Raw genomic sequence first — 18,964 nt, forward strand, 5'->3', positions numbered from 1 at the left:
ACAATAACTGCATAAACACAAATCAGCGTGTGGCGAGTAATTTCCTGCCTAAATCTAGAGTTATTCCATCTAATAAACCATGCTCACTTGCAACAAAAGTATCTAGAACTCCGCCATGATCCTCATAAGCAGCTTTAGATACTCTCTCTAAAACTCTGCTCCAAACTACAGCTCCGCCGCCAACAACATCAACTCTCCCAGGATGAATAGTCGCATAAGTACGCCTACGATCCCTAGACATACGCAAAAATCGATCATTAACTGTATAAGCTTGTTCTAATCCAATGCAAGCACCATCTACAGCACTATGATCATAATGTTTTAATCCCATAGCGAGCGCAGTCATAGTTGTTACAGATCCAGAAACTCCAATGATCGTACGAGCCTTCCCGACTGGAACAACTTTCAAAGCTTCATCAATATGAGCGTCAATATCCGAAATAGCAGAAGAAATCTCATCATCAGTTGGAGGATCAGTATGCAGATGACGTTCAGTCATGCGAACTGATCCAATATTCATTGAATAAGATGCAACTACTTTTCTAGCATCATAAGTTTTACCATCTCCGCCTAAAACTAATTCAGTAGATCCACCACCCAAATCAACAACTAAATATGGTGATGGCAACTCATCTCTTGAAACAACGCTTGTAGCACCTAAGAAACTCAATTCAGCTTCTTGAGTACCGCTAATTACCTCAGGCTTAACTCCAAGCTCGTCTATCATCATTTGCTCAAATACATCGCGATTATTCGCATCACGCGTTGCAGACGTTGCAACAAAACGAATCGCATCTACAGGATTATCTTTTAATACTTGTGCAAACTCTTGTGCTGCAGCTTTAACTCTCTGTAAAGCATCACAAGAAAATTGATGAGTTTCATCAATACCCTCACCTAATCGCACAACTCTCAACATTCTAGGAACAATATCTGTAATACCATGACTGTCTACTCTAGCAATTTTTAAACGTATGGAATTCGTACCACAATCTATAGCAGCTACACATACAGATTTGTTTGAAACTTCGCATTTACTTACTTTATTCACGTCTTTACTCACATCATCACTCACTTTACTAGCATCATAGCTGGCATCATCACTAGCATCATCACTAGCATCATCACTAGCATCATCACTGACATCATCGATCCAAGGAATAGTGCAACGGCAAACAGAAGGATTAAACTCATCTACAATTCTATTAAGAACAATATCTCCAATAGGATTCACACCTTTGCCCATAACAAGCGTTTGAGCAAGTAAAGCATGCAAACACTTGACTCTATCAGGCATACCACCAGCGCTAATATCTAAAATATGCTCTTCGCTATCTTTTAATCTCAATGCTAAAGCATGTCTAAAAGCTTTATAAGATTCAGACGCGTTTTTATATTGTTCAGCAATTTTTACATCGTTTTTCAAAAGAGCATTACATTCACGCATAAACCCTTCAGCTTCAATGCGAGATACAGCTTTTACTGCTTCAGGACTTGTTAAATAGAATGTCGTTGGAAAAGGCGTTCCATCTTCTAAGCACGGACGAGTTATAACAGCTAAAGGACGACCACACACGCAACGAGCACCTACAGCTACCATTCCACGGGGCATACGAGAAAGCTGACGATGAACAATATCTACATCTGCTTTGCGCAAAGGCGTTGCACAAAATCTATTTAACGCATCTTCTACATCAAAAACCATTATCAAAACTCCTATATTTTATATTTTATTCTCTTAAAACATCTTTGTTTTTACACTAAACCAATAAAACCATACTAGTAAAGTAATCAATCACATAAATTAAAACTTATCACATAAATTAAAACTTACATGAACTAAATAAAACTAAATCAAGCGGATCAAGCTGACCAAACTAGATCAAGTTGCGAATCAAGTAGATCAAACTAAATCAAGAAAAATCAAGAAAAAGTTATCTCAATCATTAGTTCTAGTTACAGTACTATCAATAGTTTTATCATAGGATTGTATAGTCAAATTATCTGGTTTATCTGCTTTATGTAGCGCATAAGACAAATCACTATACCAAGGAAGCTGAGTATGCAATTTGCTATTAGAATTACTGTCTGCAAATTCATTAAGCACTTTACCTGTTACAGCTTCCGGATGCTCAACTCGAACTGCTTGCTCACCTGGAAACACAAATCCTAATCTGTATCTAGCACGTGTAGCAACATAAGCCTTATCATTCCAGCGATTTATATTGTTAATCAAATTATTTCTATGCGCATCAAGCAAAGTTTTTTCATGCTGCAATGCGTGGAATTCTGCTAAACTTAGAGCATAACTACGAATAGTAGCAATAAGTTCTATAGAACCTAAAATAATCACAGAAAGTAAAGCCGCAAAAACTATAGGACCAGAAAAAAATTTAAGATTTTTCTTCCTGCTTTCTTTAGTATCAGCATTCAGCGCCATACGACGTTTTCTCATACTCATACTTCTAACCTACTTGTCATATTCGACGTATTAACACAAAATAAAATCAAATATTAAAACCACTATTTAACCCAATAAGAACGATTTATTATGTCAATCATATCTACTAATTGGCGAGTTTCTGCTACATCATGAACTCGAATCACTCGCCCTCCTCGCATAAACATAGCTGATTGCGCAACTAAAGTAACAGGCAATCTATCTTCTTTATCGAGATTAAATAATTTCTTTCCAAATCCTTTTCGAGAAATCGCAACTAATATTGGCCTGCCGAAACGATGTAATTGATTTATGTTTCGCATCATTGCATAATCTTGTTCACCATCTGCAACTTTTGCATAGCCAATACCTTGATCGAGTATAATCCTATTTTTATCAATTCCAGCGTCTATAAGCATTTGCAAATTATCTTTAAAAAATTCGCACATAGAGCTAGTTAAATTATCGTATTCTTTATCTCTGTTGCTATGCATTGTGACTAAACCAACATTAGACTCAGCCATAAGTTTTACTTTTTCAGGAGTATCAAATGCGCGAACATCGTTTACAATATCCACTCCTTCTTCAACAGCTTTCTTCATAACAGGAAGTTTATAAGTATCTACTGCAACAGCTACTTTAGGATAATTATCGTGAATATAGCGTATAGCTGGAATAACACGCTTAATTTCATCTTCTGGAGATATTTCTAAATATCCACCTGGTTTAGTTGTCTGACCACCAACCTCAATAACATCAGCACCTGCATCAATCATTTCTTCAATATGATCTTTTACTTCTTTTTCGCTTTGATATTTTCCACCATCATAGAAAGAATCAGGAGTAATGTTCAAAATCGCATAAACAATAGGCTTATCGAGAGTATCAAAACAGAATCTTCCAGCACGCCAAATTATAGATTTTTCACGCAAAATTTTATGAATACTTTCAAGCAAATCTGCGTCATTGTTCCATAATTTTTCGCATTCGCTTAAAAATGGCTTAAGCGCAATTAAAGGTAACATAAATTGAACACAAGATTCTTTTACATAATAAGAAACATCAAAATGACGCAAAAAATCAACTATTTTTTTAGTGTAATCAACTGGAATATCTTCCCATTGCAATGCTAATTGCTGCGATTGTTCAACTTGATCTAAAAGCACTTGCTCTGCAAAACTTTTAGCTTCAATATTTTGTACTAAAGTAATTTTCATAAATATTCCAGCCTTTAATTAAAAACTTCGCTACTTTTTACAATTTTAATCCAATGAGAATCATTTATATAAGACAATTTTTCTTCTAATAATTCATGATATTCTGGATCATCCTTACTAATTTCTAATAATGGGATTATAACAAACTTGCGATTATCTCTCTCTTTATGCGGAATAGTAAGATTTTCACTTTCAAAAACGCATCTATCGTAATCAATAATATCTAAATCAATAGTTCTAGGACCCCAACGAATGATTCTTTTTCTATGCAAACGTTGCTCTATTTCGTGAATGAAATCTAAAAGCTCATAAGGAGTTAAATCTGTACGGAATTTAAGACCTATATTATAAAAACTATCTTGCTCAATATCTCCAACTGGCTCAGTTTCATATACGGAAGAAACAACAACACCGCTTATATGAGAATCTTCTTTTAACATTGATACAGCTTGTTGCAAATTCTTTAAGCGATCCCCCATGTTACTTCCAGCGCTTACGTATACTAACGAACTCATAAATCCCCCCAAAATAGTGTATCTAATTGTGATTTTAAAAAAGGAACACGTTCGACTCATAACATATTCAATTATTCAATTATCTATTAGCAAATAATTGAATTGTTTTTCAAACATTTCCATGTTTAATTATATACGGCTATTAAATAATACACTTTCATATAATTATTTATATATGTTAAATTGAACACATAAAACTTCGAAAGTTAAATTGAACACATAAAACTTAGCGAATATGCAAAGACGGTCAATTACAAAAGCAATCGACCGTCTTATAAATATTTAATAGCTTTTACTAAATACTTATTAGATTTTAATATGCTTAACTTGCAACACTACTTAACGTATTTCTTGCAAGCTTTGAAAGCATCGTAACCAGCGTACTTAGCAGTAGAGCCAAGCTCTTCCTCAATCTCAAGCAAGCGATTGTACTTAGCAATGCGCTCACCACGAGCAGGAGCACCAGTCTTGATCTGACCAGTGTTCTTAGCAACAGCGAGATCAGAAATTGTAGTGTCTGGTGTTTCTCCAGAGCGATGGGAAACCATAGAAGTGAAACCATTCTTGGTTGCAAGTTCAATTGCATCAAGAGTTTCAGTAACAGAACCAATCTGGTTCAACTTCACGAGCAATGAATTAGCTGCACCAAGTTCAATGCCCTTAGCCAAACGCTTTGGATTAGTGACGAGCAAATCATCACCAACGAATTGCAAACGATCACCAAGACGCTTGGTGATTTCTGCCCAATCATCCCATCCTTCTTCCTGGAATGGATCTTCGATGGAAACAATTGGATACTCGTTAATGAGCTTCTCGTAGTAATCAAGCATATAAGCAGATTCACGATCTTCACCATCAAAACGATACTTTCCGTTTTCTTTGTTGTAGAATTCGGAAGAAGCAACATCAAGAGAAATACCAATCTGCTTTCCTGGCTCATAACCTGCAGCTGCAATTGCATCCATAATATACTTCAATGAATCCTCATTGGACTTCATCTTTGGAGCAAAACCGCCTTCATCGCCAAGGCCAGTAGCTAAGCCTTCCTTCTTCAAAACGTTCTTCAAAGTATGGTAAACTTCAACGCCAGCGCGCAAAGCTTCACTATAAGTATTGAAGCCGTATGGAGAAATCATGTATTCCTGAATATCGGTTGCAAAATCAGCATGAGCACCACCGTTCATGATGTTCATATTTGGTACTGGAAGAATGTGACCATTCGTGCCACCAATATAACGATACAATGGAAGTTCTGCAGATTCAGCAGCTGCATAAAGTGCAGCAAGAGAAACTCCAAGAATAGCATTAGCACCAAGCTTGCCCTTGTTTGGAGTACCATCAAGCTCAATCATTGTTTCATCAAGAGCGCGCTGATCAGTGGCATCCATGCCAATAACCTTTGGCGCGATTACTTCGTTAACAGCCTTAACTGCTTGCAAAGTACCCTTGCCTTGGTAGCGAGACTTGTCGCCATCACGGCGCTCCCAAGCCTCAGCTTCACCAGTTGAAGCACCTGAAGGCACTAAACCGATGCCTTGAGCACCATCTTCAGTTTCCAAATAAACTTGAACAGTAGGATTTCCACGAGAATCCAAAATTTCGCGTGCATATACGCTTTCAATAGCTGCCACAACTACTCCTTATAACTTATGGGTTGTGATGACTCTTCCAAGATTAGTGCGTTTTATGGACGTTATAAGATAGAATCACACATTTATGCCGTGAACGTTCACATAAATTAAATAACAATCTAAAATAAATCAAAATATACTTAAAAATTTTAACTAAAAGCATTTTTAAGAGCAACAAATAAACTTTGTAATAGATTTCATAAATCTCAAAAAATTTTAAATAAGAGTCAACAAAAACTTTAACTAAGACATGCTAATACACACGCTAAAACACAAATAAAAACACAAATAAAAACTACACAACTTTTAAAAAATCCTTACATTCTACAACACTTGTCCATACCTATAAGCAATAATTAGCCACGGACACGGGGTGCGCAGTATGTCATGCTATAACCAATAATTTATAGCGTATTGCGCTGAGATTATACTCGTCGAACCTGATATAGTTAGCACTATCGAAGGGATTGTCGAATGAATTACCATTCGCATGACGAAGCAAAAAAGATATTGAAGATTGTATGCAATGTGTTGTCTTCATGCAAAATTTGGATTTCTACAATTGTAATTTTGCTTTTGTGGTTTTTCACTACACTTTCTCCAATTGAAAATCGAGCTTTACCTTCCCCTCTTGAGGTAGTGCAAGCATTTATTGACTTAAATAACGAAGGAATACTTATGCCTTCATTGGCAATAAGTATTTTTCGAGTTATTGCAGGACTATTATTAGGTATCGCTTTCGCTGTTCCAGCCGGGCTACTCGCAGGAGGCAGTAAACTTGGCAATACAATAATTGACAAGCCAAGCCATATGCTACGTTCAATACCATTCCCAGCTTTAGCTCCATTATTCATTATTTTTCTAGGAATAGATGAAATGATGAAGATTGCTCTTATCGCCGTTGGAGTTTTTGGACCTATGTATGTAAATATCCGCGATGGAGTTAGAAATATTGATCCAAAATTATTAGAATTAGCTCAAGCTTATAACGTTAAAAAATCAACTATTTTTACAAAGATTTTGCTTCGTGGCACATTACCAAGTTTTATGACTGGTTTACGATTCGCAATATCTGTTGCTTGGGTAGCTTTAGTAACTTGTGAAACAGTTAATTCTTCAATAGGACTTGGATATATTCTTGCTCGCGCTCAACAATTCTTTAGACCGGAACAAACTATGGCATGCATTATTTTATATGCAATTGCAGGTCTTAGCTCAGAATTTACAGCAAACATATTTGAATATGCTCTTATGCCAGAGCGAAGAAAGCGAAAAAGAAAAACTAAAAAAGAAGAAATTAAAAACTAAAAAATAATCACAAAATAACCAAAACAACATAAAACAAAAGGAACTAATTATGTTTAATTTTAATGCGTCAAACATAAGTAAACGCGCTTTAGCTGTAACATGCGCCCTCTGCGCTACGATAGCTCTTGCATCATGTGGTAGCGCTCAACAATCTAAACAATCATCTTCATCAAGCAATGGAACTATGCGTGTAGCATATCTTTCAACAGCTAATTATCTAACAACTTTGAAAAATGATGATTTTGCACAAAAAGAATTTGGCAAATCAACAGTAAAATTTACAGGACCTTACGCTCCACTAGACGCATATGCTGCAGTAAATAGCGGAGCTGCAGACGCTTCTTCAACAGGAACTACTCGCTTTATTGATTGGGCTTCAAAAAATCAACCGTGGGTTGCATTCGCTATTGAATACTACAACGGAGATTCTCAAGGAATAGTAGCAGCTCCTAATAGCGGTATTAAAACACTAAAAGACTTGTATGGAAAGAAAATTGGAATCATAGCTAAAGGTGGAACTGGAGATTACGTAATTCACCGTTCATTTGAAAAAGCTGGACTAGACGTTTCTAAAGTTCAAGAAGTTGAAATGAGTCCTAAAAACTTCCAAGTAGCTTTCACAACTAAAAAGATTGACGCACTAGCAACATTCGACCAGAATTTAGCAGCAGCAATAGCGACTCCAGGATCAAAGCGAATTGTTAATGCTAAAGATTATGGAAATCTAAACGTTTCTATACACATGGTTTCTGCATCATTTGCTAAAAAGCATCCAGATTTAGTTAAGAAAATGTATCGCGCATTAGTTAAGGAAGCACAAAAAGCAAAGAAAGATCCTAGCGTGATCACTAACGCTTATAAAGAATTTGGTGCATCTGAAAGCACGCTTAAAGAAGTCGCAAAGTTCTACGTTCCAGACATTCTTCCAATTGATGCAAAAGGTCGCGAAATGTTGACAAAACAAGCTGAGCAGGAAGTTAGATATGGATTTATTAAATCCGTTCCTGACTTCACTAAATCAACTATTGATTGCACTAAGTGATTAAATACAAACACACTTTACATTTCTAACATAGTGAGATAAACGTGATAACAAAGAATTCGTATGCTGATTTGCAAACTAAATCACAAGATTTGGCAAAATCTTCTATTGAAATTAACGATTCAAATAACTATGAGTGCGTTAATCTTCAGCACATACGTGTTAGTTTTCAGGAAAATAAAGAAATACTGAAAGACATTACGTGCACGATTCAAAGTGGAACGTTTATCTCACTTATAGGTAGATCTGGTTGCGGAAAAACAACACTTCTTAAAGTGATTTCTAACTTAATAAAACCAGATTGCGGAACGATAAAAGTCACGCAACATCAAGCAATAGGATTCCAAGATGCACGACTTATACCATGGTTACCAGTATGGCAAAATGTGATTTTTGGAATGGAAGGTAATAAATCTAATCTTAAAACTATTGCACAAAACGCGCTTAAAGATATGCAACTAAACGATTGCGAATCCAAATGGCCTTCAGAACTTTCAGGAGGACAAGCACAAAGAGTTTCATTAGCACGAGCTTTAGTTCATAATCCTGAATTATTATTATTAGACGAACCTTTTGGCGCTTTAGACGCTTTAACTAGATTAGACATGCAAGATCTTTTAGATAACTTAAAACAAAAACATGGCTGGACAGTAATAATGGTAACTCACGATATTTCTGAAGCAGTTCGTCTTTCAGACAGAATTCTTATGATGAAAAATGGAGTTATCGCTAAAGAATGGAATATTGACCGCACTAAACTTGACTCGCAAAAACGTCCAGAAAATCATACGATTATAGAAGACGAACTTAGACTCGCATTGCAATAAATCACACTAAAAATTACCAAGCTAAATCTAAAAGCAATTGTTTAGCCCATTCAAGTACTTCAGATTCGCTCATAGAAACAGAACCCAATGATGATTCAAATGGAGCAGGAATCATAAGCATATGTGTTAAAGGACGATATTGTATCCCCTTATAAATCCTCTTCAAACGCATTAACAACGATTCTTTAGGGCTTAATCCTATAATTCTCACGAATTTCCCTTGTGCAGCAATTTGAGTAATACCTAATTTACTAGCAGAAAAACGCAATCTAGCAACATCGCACAAAGCTTCAAAAGATTTAGGAGGATTACCGTAGCGGTCAGATAATTCGTCTTTAATTTCCTTCAAATCTTCATCATTGCGAGCAACAGAAAGCTTTCTATACGCTTCTAAACGCAATTTATCGCTGTCAATATAAGAAGTTGGTATAGAAGCTTCTATTGGCAAATCAATACAAGTAGATACTTCTTGCACACGCTCAGGCTCTTTAAACTTTTCAACAGCCTGAGAAACCATACGAACGTAAAGATCAAATCCAACTCCCTCAATATGTCCACTTTGTGCATCTCCTAATAAATTACCTGTTCCGCGCAATTCTAAATCTTTCATTGCAACATCAAAACCAGAACCAAGAGAAGTATGCTGAGCAATTGTTGCTAATCTATCGTGAGCTTGCTGAGTCATAAGCTTAGAAGGATCATAAAGAAAATAAGCATAAGCGCGCTCGCGTCCTCTACCAACTCTTCCACGCAATTGATGTAATTGACTTAGGCCAAATCTATCTGCATGATCAACAATAAGCGTGTTCGCGTTAGAAATATCAAGACCAGTTTCAATAATCGTAGTGCATACAAGAACGTCAATATCTCTATGCCAAAAATCTCGTATTACTGCATCAAGCTGCTTTTCGCCCATCTTACCATGAGCAACAGCTACTCTTGCTTCAGGAACAAGCTCATGAATTTTAGATGCAACACTTGAAATATCTTCTACTCGATTATGAACATAAAATACTTGTCCTCCACGCAACAATTCTCTTTTAATACACGCAACAACCTGCTTTTCATCATAAGAACCAACATAAGTTAAAACAGGAAGGCGATCTTCTGGAGGAGTAGCTAAAGTTGACATTTCACGTATGCCAGTTACAGCCATTTCTAAAGTTCTAGGAATAGGTGTTGCAGAAAGACTTAATACGTCAACGTTTGTTCGCAAAGCTTTTAACGTTTCTTTATGTTCAACACCGAAACGCTGCTCTTCATCAATAATCACTAAGCCTAAATCTTTAAATTTAATACTAGGATTAAGCAATTTATGCGTTCCAATTACAACATCAACGCTTCCATCAGCTAGACCATCAATAGTTTCTGAAAGCTGCTTAGACGTTTGGAATCTACTCATAGCAGCAACTTTTATAGGAAAACCTTCAAAACGAGATGTAAAAGTTTCATAATGTTGCTGAACTAAAAGAGTTGTAGGAACAAGAACAACAACTTGTTTAGAATCTTGAACAGCTTTGAAAGCAGCACGCAAAGCAATCTCTGTCTTACCAAATCCAACGTCCCCACAAATCAATCGATCCATAGGAATCGACTTTTCCATATCTGCTTTTACTTCATCAATAGTAGTCAACTGATCTGGAGTTTCTTGATAAGGGAAAGCATCTTCAAGCTCTTTTTGCCAAGGAGTATCTGCACTAAAAGCAAAACCTTTTGAAGAAGCACGAGCAGAATATAATTTGATTAGATTTTCTGCAATATCTCTGACATGACTTTGCGCTTTTGCTTTAGTTTGAGCCCAATCTGAACCTCCAAGCTTATTAAGCTTTGGTATTTCAGCACCAATGTATTTACTCACTAAATCAAGCTGATCAGTTGGTATAAAAAGTTTATCAGCAGGAGAATTTCGTTTACTTGGAGCATATTCAATAACCAAATATTCTCTAGTTGCATGAGAATTACCTGTTGATATTTCTCTCTGTTTCATGCCAATAAAACGACCTATACCATGCTGCTCATGTACAACAAAATCCCCTGGTTTAAGCTCCATTAAATCAATAGATTTTTTACGGCGTTGAGGTGTTTTCAATTGGCTAGAACTAGCACTATGACCTGTTAAATCACGCTCAGTAAAAAGTGCAATTTTCGCAGCAGTATCTACAAAACCATCTGAAATACAAGAAACAATTTTGCTAAAACTTGCAACACCAGTTTCATAAATCGAACGAGATATACGAGATAAAGCACCCGGCGCAGAAGCTGTTACAATAACTTTATAACCTTCGTCAATCAATCCAGATATTCCACTAGAAATCTTAGACGCGTCGCCACGAAATTCTTTAGCATTTTCAATTGGCAAATCAATATTATTTGGAATAGTTTTATCAATACCAAATGATGTGAGATTCCAAATATCATGATTTGCATACGACAAAGAATTTATAGAAGAATCAAAATCAAGGAAACTAGCTTGATCAAAGCTAATAGGTGCACCCGATCCGTGACCAGTTGCAGCAACATGCCAACTAGCTGCCAAAAATTCGTTTGCTGTTCTAGATAAATCTTCTGCAGCTCTCCTACATTTTTCTGGATCTGAAATCATAATAATTGAATTCTTAGGAAGCATATTAAACATTGGCTGCATATTCTTCGCAAGAACAGGCATTAAAGATTCCATACCCTCAACAGGTATAGAATTTGCAACAGATTCTAAAATATCTTCTGCGTTAGGTATAGAACCTATAAGTTTTTTAGCGCGAGCGCGAACATCATCATCAAATAACAATTCGCTACAAGGCGTAACCCATACGCTGTCTATATTTTCTCCATATGTACGCTGATCTGAAGCGTGAAACTCTTTAATTGTTTCTATTTCATCACCAAAAAATTCGATACGAATAGGGTGGCTCATAGTAGGTACGAAAACATCAATAATTCCACCTCTAACAGCAAACTCTCCACGCTCCATAACTAATTCCACGCGAGAATATGCTTGGTTTATAAGACGTCGAATTACATATTCCATAGCAATCTCTTGATTGCGCTTAAAAACCAAAGGCTCAATATCACCTAAACCAGAAACAACAGGCTGAATAAGAGAACGAACAGGGACTACAAGTATTTTTATTGGCCCAAACATCGAATCATTATTATTAGGATGACACAGACGACGAAAAACAGCCATTCGATTTGCAACAGTATCTGCTCTAGGCGAAAGACGTTCGTGAGGTAAAGTTTCCCAAGCTGCTAATTGTTCAATATTGTGAGCATTACCATTATCCCAAGCTCTAAGAGATGTTACAGTATCTTTAGCATCGCGCTCAGAAGGCACGATCATCACAACAGGTTTAATCTTAGATACTGCTAGTGCTAAAGCAGGTCTTATGCCTAAAGGAGCGCTAATAGTAAGAGAGTAAATATTAGAATTATTTGAATCTATAACTTTATTTTCTTGTGATTTAGATTCACTTTTACTATTTTTAAAGCTTTCAAAATCTAATTTTTTAGATTTTGGAATCTTAAAATCTGAGTCTAAATAATCGTATATATCTCCTGAAGCAAGCAAAGAAAATACTTTATCTTTTTTACATATATCATTCAATACGTAAGGAAGCTGAAATGATTCACTCGACTTAAAATGAGATTTAAGATACTCATCATCAGCGACCATTGAAACGCTCCTGAGTTGCTACAAGACCGCGGAAAATCACGCTTTCAACAGCATCAGCACCATCTGCAAGAAAATTAGGAAGCTCAGATTTTTGAGCTGAAGCAAATCCGCCCAACACCCAATTAACAGTATTATCGTGCGCATGAGCTCCACGTTGAGCGTGACCTACTCCCATTCTAACTCTTGCATAATGAGGAGTTGAAAGAGACCGATCGATTGAGCGGATACCATTATGTCCGCCTGCAGATCCACCCTCTTTTACTTTAATTCTTCCAAAATCTAAATCCATATCGTCATGAATTACAACAATATGATCTGACTCAATTTGATAATACGAACTAATTGAAGATACAGCTGCTCCAGAATCATTCATAAAAGTAAGCGGCTTAGCAAGGAAGAATTTTGCAATCTTACCATCAAGATTCATAACTCCTTTGCCGAGTTTAGCTAAACCTTTATGATCCGAAAATGAAATTGACCAACGCTCAGCTATTACGTCAGCAACCATGAAACCCATATTATGACGAGTTCCTTCATATTTTGTGCCAGGATTTCCCAGTCCTGCAATAAGCCAAAAATCTGATGCCATAATATCCCCATTTTCATTTCTTCATATTGTTCTATTATTTCTAACTTAAAACAACAATACGCAAACTCAAAACAATAAAGGGCGAATCAAATACATAACACATTAACGTTATGCCGATACGCCCTCATATACCTTTGCCTATTCTAGCAAGAGATTAGCCAATAGTAAGATAATTTTTAAATTATTTCTAAACTAGTTATCATATAAAATTGATGATTATCTAACTAAGAAATATCACATAACAGACTTTTAACTATTTCAAAAACTCATCTGTAGAAAGTTTTTTAGCATCAGGCAATTGCTTAGTAACTTTACCGTTAGAATCAGTATATGCTCCTTCTTTACTTAAGAAATTAAAGTAATCTTGAGCACCCTTAACATCGCTTGTACCAAAAACAAACTTTCCACTATTAAGATCAGCTTTACTTCCCCAATATTGCCCATCAACAATCATCTTCATACTACGCTTAACAAACTTTGGATCAAGATTTGCATCTTTTGCTTCTTTGACAAGAATATCTGAAGCTTCATCTGGGTGAGCATACGCATACTCATAACCGCGCTTTGCAGCTTTAACAAACGCACGAACAAGCTTAGGATTATTAGCTACTGTTTTCTTATTAGTTATTATGCCAATCGTATCCGGCTGACCTGGAACACCATAATCGCCTTCCTTAAAGCAACGAAGTTTAGGTCCAAACATCTCCGACTGAACACCTTCCCAAGTACCATAAAATCCACCAAAATCAGCTTTACCAGATTCAAGCGTGCGGAAAGTAGAAGTACCAACTGTCACTTTATCGAATTTGCCTTGACCGCCATCATGTTGAATCATACGGCGAATCACTGCATCACCTTCTGCAGAGCCAAATGTAGCAAAAGTACGTCCATCAAAATCTTTAGGAGAATGAATCTTGTTGTTCTTTGCAAGAGAACACCAAATAGCACTTGGCTTTTGTTGAACTTGCATTACTTGCTCAAGATTTGCTCCCTTAGTTGAAAAATCAGCAACATTAGTTAGTGTGCTAAGAGCAAAATCTGCAGCACCGCTATCAACAGCGTGCTCAGAACCAGTTTGAGCAACAGCAAGAATATCTACATCTAAACCTGCATCCTTAAACCAGCCTTTATTTTTTGCTACATAAATACCAATATGATTTGTGTCAGGCGCCCAAAAAAGCATAAAAGATACTTTTTGAAGATTCTTATTCTTATTTTGATTAGAAGATGTGCATGCAGCAAATGAATACAAACAACAGATTGAAAGAAAAGCTGCAAACAAGCGTTTAATAGCACGCATATTCATGAGTTCCCTACTTTATTCTCATTTACCGTTTTCTGGGAAAGTGACACAAGATTGGCAGAAAACGGTAATAAGGGCCTCACCCGCGCCGTTCAATGCCCCCGCGTTTATTTATAAATACGCGCAGTTTGCCACACATTGACTCACGAAACAGTTAGATTATGCATTATTCAAACGACAAATATAAAATAAATCTGGTTCAACGGTACTAATAGAATGTATTTACTAAACTTGGTTTAATTTAATTTAATGAATACGATTCGAACATGCTTGAACACGCAATTGGGGCAGCAATTGCATTATTGAAAGGAATAGAACTATATGGCGCGCTCGCGTTTAAAGAATATTCTTATAAAATATCTGCCAACTCCAATATCAATAGTTATTGTTCTAGTTTTATGGCAACTAGCTTGCGAATGCAACAAAATATCGGAAAATCTTATTCCAACTCCAACTTCTATTGCTAAAGCAACGATTGAAACATTGCCAACATTATTTCCAGCTGTGTTAATAACAGCTCAGGAAACTATTATTGGTTTTTCGCTTGCGATTATAATAGGCATTCTTTTAGGAGTTACTTTCCACGTTTTTAAGCTTGTTAAATCTGCACTATTCCCACTTATTTGTGCAGCTCAAACTATGCCACTTATTTCAATTGCGCCAATTTTTTTGATTTGGTTTGGATTTGAAATGTCAGGGAAGATTGCAATAGTCATGATTTTCAGCGTATTCCCTATTGCAGTACAAACTATTCGCGGACTGGATGCAGTACCAAGTTTTTACACTGATGTTGCGCTAACTTGCGGAGCTAGCCAAACTTGGACTTTATGGCATGTTAAATTACGCGTAGCAGCTAGACAAATTTTTGGCGGAATAAGAATTAGTGCAGCATATGTTTTTTCAACAGCCGCTACAGCTGAATATCTTGGAGCTAGAAACGGTTTAGGAATTTGGCTTCAGTTCGCTTATAACTCTTTTAGAACTCCGCTTATTTTCTCTGCTACAATCGCAATAATTGCTCTCACAGCAATTTTAATGCTAATTATTAGAGTATGCGAAAGGATTCTTTTAGGACCTCAAAGCGATGATGAAGATCCTGATAATCAATTATAAATCGTCTAAAATCTCCTAAAAGATACTAAAAGATATACTAAAAGATACTAGAATAGAATCTCCTAAAAACTACTAGCGCAAAATCACTAGCATAAAAGCCAAAAACTACTAGCGCAAAATCACTAAAATTATTGCTTTATAGATTCATCTAACATAGCTTCGTTAATAGCATCTTTCAACTCTTTTTGAGCTTCTCCATAAGCTTTCCAATCACCTGAACGGAGCGCATCATCAGAATCTTTCAAAGCTTTAGCAGCACGTTTAAGCGCAGCTTTAGATTTGTTGCTCATAGAAGTATTCTTTGACGAACCCTTAGAATCTGCATTCGCAGAAGAATCTTTAGAATCCTTAGAATCCTTAGATCCAGAAGGATTATTAGACGCATCTCCTGCTAAAGCTCCAGAATTTCCTCCAAATACTTGATTAAGAGCTTCATCTAAAGTATCTGCAAATCCAACTTGATCGCCGAATGCAACTAGAACCTTTTTAAGCAACGGATAACTTGTAGAACCGCTAGATTGCACATAAACAGGCTCAACGTAAACTAATCCGCCACCAAGTGGTAAAGTAAGCAAATTTCCACGCTTAACTTTAGTAGAACCAGATTCAAGCAAATTCAATTCTTTAGACACATTTGCATTCGCATTAAAATTATTTTGAGCTTGTCCAGGACCTGGAACGTTAGAAACTTTAGGCAGTTCTTGCAAACGAATCTTTCCATAATCCTTAGAAATTTTACCAGGAGTATCCCCTGCATCTGAATCTACTGAAAGGAAACCAGTTAGAATTTCTCGCGTAATCCTACCTGCAGGAATATATGTAGAAACAAGAGAGAATACAGGTTTCTTTGCATCTCCTGTTTGCAAAGTCAAATAATATGGAGGTTGCAAAATATCTTCATTCTGAGCTTGCTGAGATTCAGTAGGATCAACTGGAGTCTGCCAAAAATCTTCCCCAGAGAAGAACTGACTTGCACTATCTACATGATACTTTGCGAGCAAATAACGTTGAACTTTAAACAAGCTTTCTGGATAACGTAAATGCTTCATTAAATCTCCAGAAATCTTTGAAATATCATGATAATGACCAGGGAAAATCGATCTCCAAGCTCTAATAACAGGATCTTTAGTATCCCACACATACAAATCAACAGAACCATCGTAAGCATCAACTGTAGCTTTTACAGAATTACGAATGTAATTTGCACGCTGATTAGTTAAACCTTTAATCGAATTAGACGTTGTAGTAGTAGAATCTTGAGTTACTTTACCAAAATCAGTCATTTGAGAGTATGGATAAGCATCAGAAGTAGTGTATCCGTCAACAATCCACTTAACTCTGCCATCCACAACAGCAGGATAGACTCTACCATCTAAAGTCAAGTAAGGAGCAACTTTAGATACGCGAGCTTTAGGATTTCGATCATACAAAATTTGAGAATTTGCAGTCACGCGATCTGAAAATAGAATCTGATCTGATTCAAAGCGAATAGCATGGAAAAGTCTAGATAAGAAACTACCTAAACTTGGTCCACCATTGCCTTTAAAAGTAGTTAATGCACCTTTAGAACCTGTTGGATAATCAAATTCCCAAGGAGAAGTACCTTTCGGAGAACCAACAATCGAATACTCTGGAGCATTTGGAGAGAAATAAATTCTCGGCTCATACTTTTGCAATTTTGTGAGCTTGCCTTGAGTTGGTATTCCATATTCCATGAATTGTGGCTGACCATCTGTTGTCACTTTATTACCATAAGCTGCAACAATTCCATAACCGTGAGTATAAACAGTATGATCATTCACCCAATTTCGATTGTCATTACCGTCTAAATCAAGCTCACGAGCAGCAATAACTGTATCTTGACTCACACCATCAATATCGTATTTATCTACTGAAAGCGTATCTGCAAAAGTGTAGTATTGCTTAGATTGTTGTAATTGACGGAATGTTGGAGAAGTAACTTGAGGATCTAGCAAACGAATTTGCGCAGTGGATTCTGCTTCTTTTGCAAGAGCTCCAGACTTTCCTGTAGAAGTTGCGTTATATGATTCCTTCTTAACATCATTCAAACCATAAGCAAACTTTGTTGCGTCAATATTTCGCTGTATATACTTTGCTTCAAGCTCTTGCGCATTCGGAGCAACTTTAAAACGCTGAGTCAGCATTGGAATAACTAAAGTCAATATAATCGATGAAGCTAAAAGAGAAGCAATTGTTATAGATGGAGTTTTCCAAGCTTTCAAAGCAGCAACAAAACGAGTGCCTAAAGGAACATCGCCGCGAAGAGAATGCGATTTTAATAACCAAGCACATATAACAACGCCAGCAATAAACGTCAATACAGCCATAACAATATCTAGCGGAACTGAAACGTTCATGTCTGTATACAATCCGCCTGTAATTCTAGGACCATCTAAAGTAACTGTTCCAAAAATATCTATTATTTGCGAAACAGTGAAGAAAGTAATAACAAGCATAAACCAAGCAGCTATTTGATGACGAGCATTTTTAGTAATACTGAATATACCTTTACCTTTTATAGGCATAGTTATATGAATTGCACCCATGAATAAGTGAGTTGCTATAGAGAAAATCAAAGCGAATACTAAAAGTAATACGAATGCTTTTATAAACAATCTTAAGCCAGGAAGAACGAACACGTAAAAACCATTATCAATACCAAACTGAGGATCTTTAATTCCAAATTTTTGAGCATGGAACATAAGTAAAATTTGCGCCCAATGAGTGTAAAATTGTGATCCAAAAATCGCTCCAGCTATTAAAGAAACAATTCCAGCAACATGGAATGCAATTTTTGAACTTACACCTTTCTTGATTTCAATAACATTACCTTTAATGCTAATGCGAGTTCCATCTGAACTATCTGGTCGTTTACGAATAGCTAAAGATGCTGAAAGATATCCAAATGCAGCCATTAAAATAGTGTAAAGCGCCCATACTCCCACCTTTGAGGCTAACTGAATCCAAATAACGCTCTCAAATCCAAGTTGAGAATACCACATGCAATCAGTTACAAACTTTGCAAGGCCAAATACTGCAGCTATAGCAAAAACTACGATCAATACTGCACAAACAATAATCCAATGCCACTTTTTTGCGGAATTTAGTTTACTTTTCATAGAAAAATCACTCGTACTACTATTATTATCACTACTAATATCTAAAATTTCAGGATCTTGATTATTGTCATCCAACTCGTCATCTTTAGAATAATTATTTTTAGAAGACTCACTACTATTGAAAGACATGAGTTTACTAGCTTTATTGTAAAAACTATTACTATTTTTA

The 18,964-nt window shown here is 36.3% G+C and carries 13 protein-coding genes and 1 riboswitch; of the genes, 4 read left to right on the forward strand and 9 right to left on the reverse strand.

Annotated features, from left to right (window positions below; translation table 11 throughout):
- Positions 1-22 precede the first annotated feature (22 nt).
- The 5 genes from HMPREF3230_RS02510 to eno all read right to left on the reverse strand — a co-directional run bounded on the left by HMPREF3230_RS02510 (position 23) and on the right by eno (position 5,803).
- Positions 23-1,705 (reverse strand): DUF501 domain-containing protein, encoded by a 1,683-nt coding sequence (locus HMPREF3230_RS02510; protein ID WP_075523397.1) that lies wholly within the window; start codon positions 1,703-1,705, stop codon positions 23-25.
- 234 nt (positions 1,706-1,939) lie between these two features.
- The gene (locus HMPREF3230_RS02515) at positions 1,940-2,461 is read right to left on the reverse strand and encodes a septum formation initiator family protein (RefSeq protein ID WP_075523398.1); all 522 of its coding nucleotides are present in this window, start codon (positions 2,459-2,461) and stop codon (positions 1,940-1,942) included.
- A 62-nt stretch (positions 2,462-2,523) separates the two neighbouring features.
- A complete protein-coding gene (folP, locus tag HMPREF3230_RS02520) occupies positions 2,524-3,657 on the reverse strand; it encodes a dihydropteroate synthase (protein WP_075523399.1) in 1,134 nt (377 codons plus the stop codon).
- Positions 3,658-3,671: 14 nt separating this feature from the next.
- Positions 3,672-4,172, reverse strand: coding sequence for a 2-amino-4-hydroxy-6-hydroxymethyldihydropteridine diphosphokinase (folK, locus tag HMPREF3230_RS02525; protein WP_075523400.1), 501 nt, complete (start codon positions 4,170-4,172; stop codon positions 3,672-3,674).
- A gap of 335 nt (positions 4,173-4,507) precedes the next feature.
- Positions 4,508-5,803: a phosphopyruvate hydratase gene (eno, locus tag HMPREF3230_RS02530; protein WP_075523401.1), complete on the reverse strand. Its 1,296-nt coding sequence runs from the start codon at positions 5,801-5,803 to the stop codon at positions 4,508-4,510.
- A 359-nt stretch (positions 5,804-6,162) separates the two neighbouring features.
- Positions 6,163-6,288, forward strand: a riboswitch (TPP riboswitch).
- Here eno and HMPREF3230_RS02535 point away from each other — a divergent pair.
- From HMPREF3230_RS02535 to HMPREF3230_RS02545, 3 genes are all read left to right on the forward strand, one after another.
- Complete coding sequence (locus HMPREF3230_RS02535; protein WP_082266240.1) at positions 6,278-7,111, forward strand: ABC transporter permease; 834 nt, start codon at positions 6,278-6,280, stop codon at positions 7,109-7,111. It overlaps the preceding riboswitch by 11 nt.
- A 49-nt stretch (positions 7,112-7,160) precedes the next feature.
- Complete coding sequence (locus tag HMPREF3230_RS02540; protein WP_075523402.1) at positions 7,161-8,153, forward strand: ABC transporter substrate-binding protein; 993 nt, start codon at positions 7,161-7,163, stop codon at positions 8,151-8,153.
- 92 nt (positions 8,154-8,245) lie between these two features.
- A complete protein-coding gene (locus tag HMPREF3230_RS02545; protein ID WP_075523467.1) occupies positions 8,246-8,980 on the forward strand; it encodes an ABC transporter ATP-binding protein in 735 nt (244 codons plus the stop codon).
- A 13-nt stretch (positions 8,981-8,993) separates the two neighbouring features.
- Here HMPREF3230_RS02545 and mfd read toward each other — a convergent pair whose 3' ends face one another.
- From mfd to HMPREF3230_RS02560, 3 genes are all read right to left on the reverse strand, one after another.
- The gene (mfd, locus tag HMPREF3230_RS02550) at positions 8,994-12,650 is read right to left on the reverse strand and encodes a transcription-repair coupling factor (protein ID WP_075523403.1); all 3,657 of its coding nucleotides are present in this window, start codon (positions 12,648-12,650) and stop codon (positions 8,994-8,996) included.
- Positions 12,640-13,239 carry an aminoacyl-tRNA hydrolase gene (pth, locus tag HMPREF3230_RS02555; RefSeq protein WP_075523404.1) on the reverse strand — a complete coding sequence of 200 codons (600 nt, stop codon included), beginning with the start codon at positions 13,237-13,239 and terminating at the stop codon, positions 12,640-12,642. The genes mfd and pth overlap by 11 nt, the downstream gene beginning before the upstream one ends.
- Before the next feature lie 253 nt (positions 13,240-13,492).
- Positions 13,493-14,545 carry an ABC transporter substrate-binding protein gene (locus HMPREF3230_RS02560; RefSeq protein ID WP_075523405.1) on the reverse strand — a complete coding sequence of 351 codons (1,053 nt, stop codon included), beginning with the start codon at positions 14,543-14,545 and terminating at the stop codon, positions 13,493-13,495.
- A 318-nt stretch (positions 14,546-14,863) separates the two neighbouring features.
- Between HMPREF3230_RS02560 and HMPREF3230_RS02565 the strand changes: the two genes are divergently transcribed.
- Positions 14,864-15,655, forward strand: a complete 792-nt coding sequence (locus HMPREF3230_RS02565) for an ABC transporter permease (protein ID WP_075523406.1) — start codon at positions 14,864-14,866, stop codon at positions 15,653-15,655.
- Positions 15,656-15,783: 128 nt separating this feature from the next.
- Here HMPREF3230_RS02565 and HMPREF3230_RS02570 read toward each other — a convergent pair whose 3' ends face one another.
- Positions 15,784-18,795, reverse strand: coding sequence for a UPF0182 family membrane protein (locus HMPREF3230_RS02570; RefSeq protein WP_075523468.1), 3,012 nt, complete (start codon positions 18,793-18,795; stop codon positions 15,784-15,786).
- Positions 18,796-18,964 lie beyond the last annotated feature (169 nt).

Source organism: Gardnerella vaginalis (assembly GCF_001563665.1).
Taxonomy (GTDB): domain Bacteria; phylum Actinomycetota; class Actinomycetes; order Actinomycetales; family Bifidobacteriaceae; genus Bifidobacterium; species Bifidobacterium vaginale_A.

Bases quoted from the DNA above. Each gene is read 5' to 3' on its own strand.
- HMPREF3230_RS02510 (WP_075523397.1), bottom strand. From the start codon at position 1,705: ATGGTTTTTGATGTAGAAGATGCGTTAAATAGATTTTGTGCAACGCCT.
- HMPREF3230_RS02515 (WP_075523398.1), bottom strand. From the start codon at position 2,461: ATGAGTATGAGAAAACGTCGTATGGCGCTGAATGCTGATACTAAAGAA.
- folP (WP_075523399.1), bottom strand. From the start codon at position 3,657: ATGAAAATTACTTTAGTACAAAATATTGAAGCTAAAAGTTTTGCAGAG.
- folK (WP_075523400.1), bottom strand. From the start codon at position 4,172: ATGAGTTCGTTAGTATACGTAAGCGCTGGAAGTAACATGGGGGATCGC.
- HMPREF3230_RS02535 (WP_082266240.1), top strand. From the start codon at position 6,278: ATGAATTACCATTCGCATGACGAAGCAAAAAAGATATTGAAGATTGTA.
- HMPREF3230_RS02540 (WP_075523402.1), top strand. From the start codon at position 7,161: ATGTTTAATTTTAATGCGTCAAACATAAGTAAACGCGCTTTAGCTGTA.
- mfd (WP_075523403.1), bottom strand. From the start codon at position 12,650: ATGGTCGCTGATGATGAGTATCTTAAATCTCATTTTAAGTCGAGTGAA.
- pth (WP_075523404.1), bottom strand. From the start codon at position 13,239: ATGGCATCAGATTTTTGGCTTATTGCAGGACTGGGAAATCCTGGCACA.
- HMPREF3230_RS02560 (WP_075523405.1), bottom strand. From the start codon at position 14,545: ATGAATATGCGTGCTATTAAACGCTTGTTTGCAGCTTTTCTTTCAATC.
- HMPREF3230_RS02565 (WP_075523406.1), top strand. From the start codon at position 14,864: ATGGCGCGCTCGCGTTTAAAGAATATTCTTATAAAATATCTGCCAACT.
- HMPREF3230_RS02570 (WP_075523468.1), bottom strand. From the start codon at position 18,795: ATGAAAAGTAAACTAAATTCCGCAAAAAAGTGGCATTGGATTATTGTT.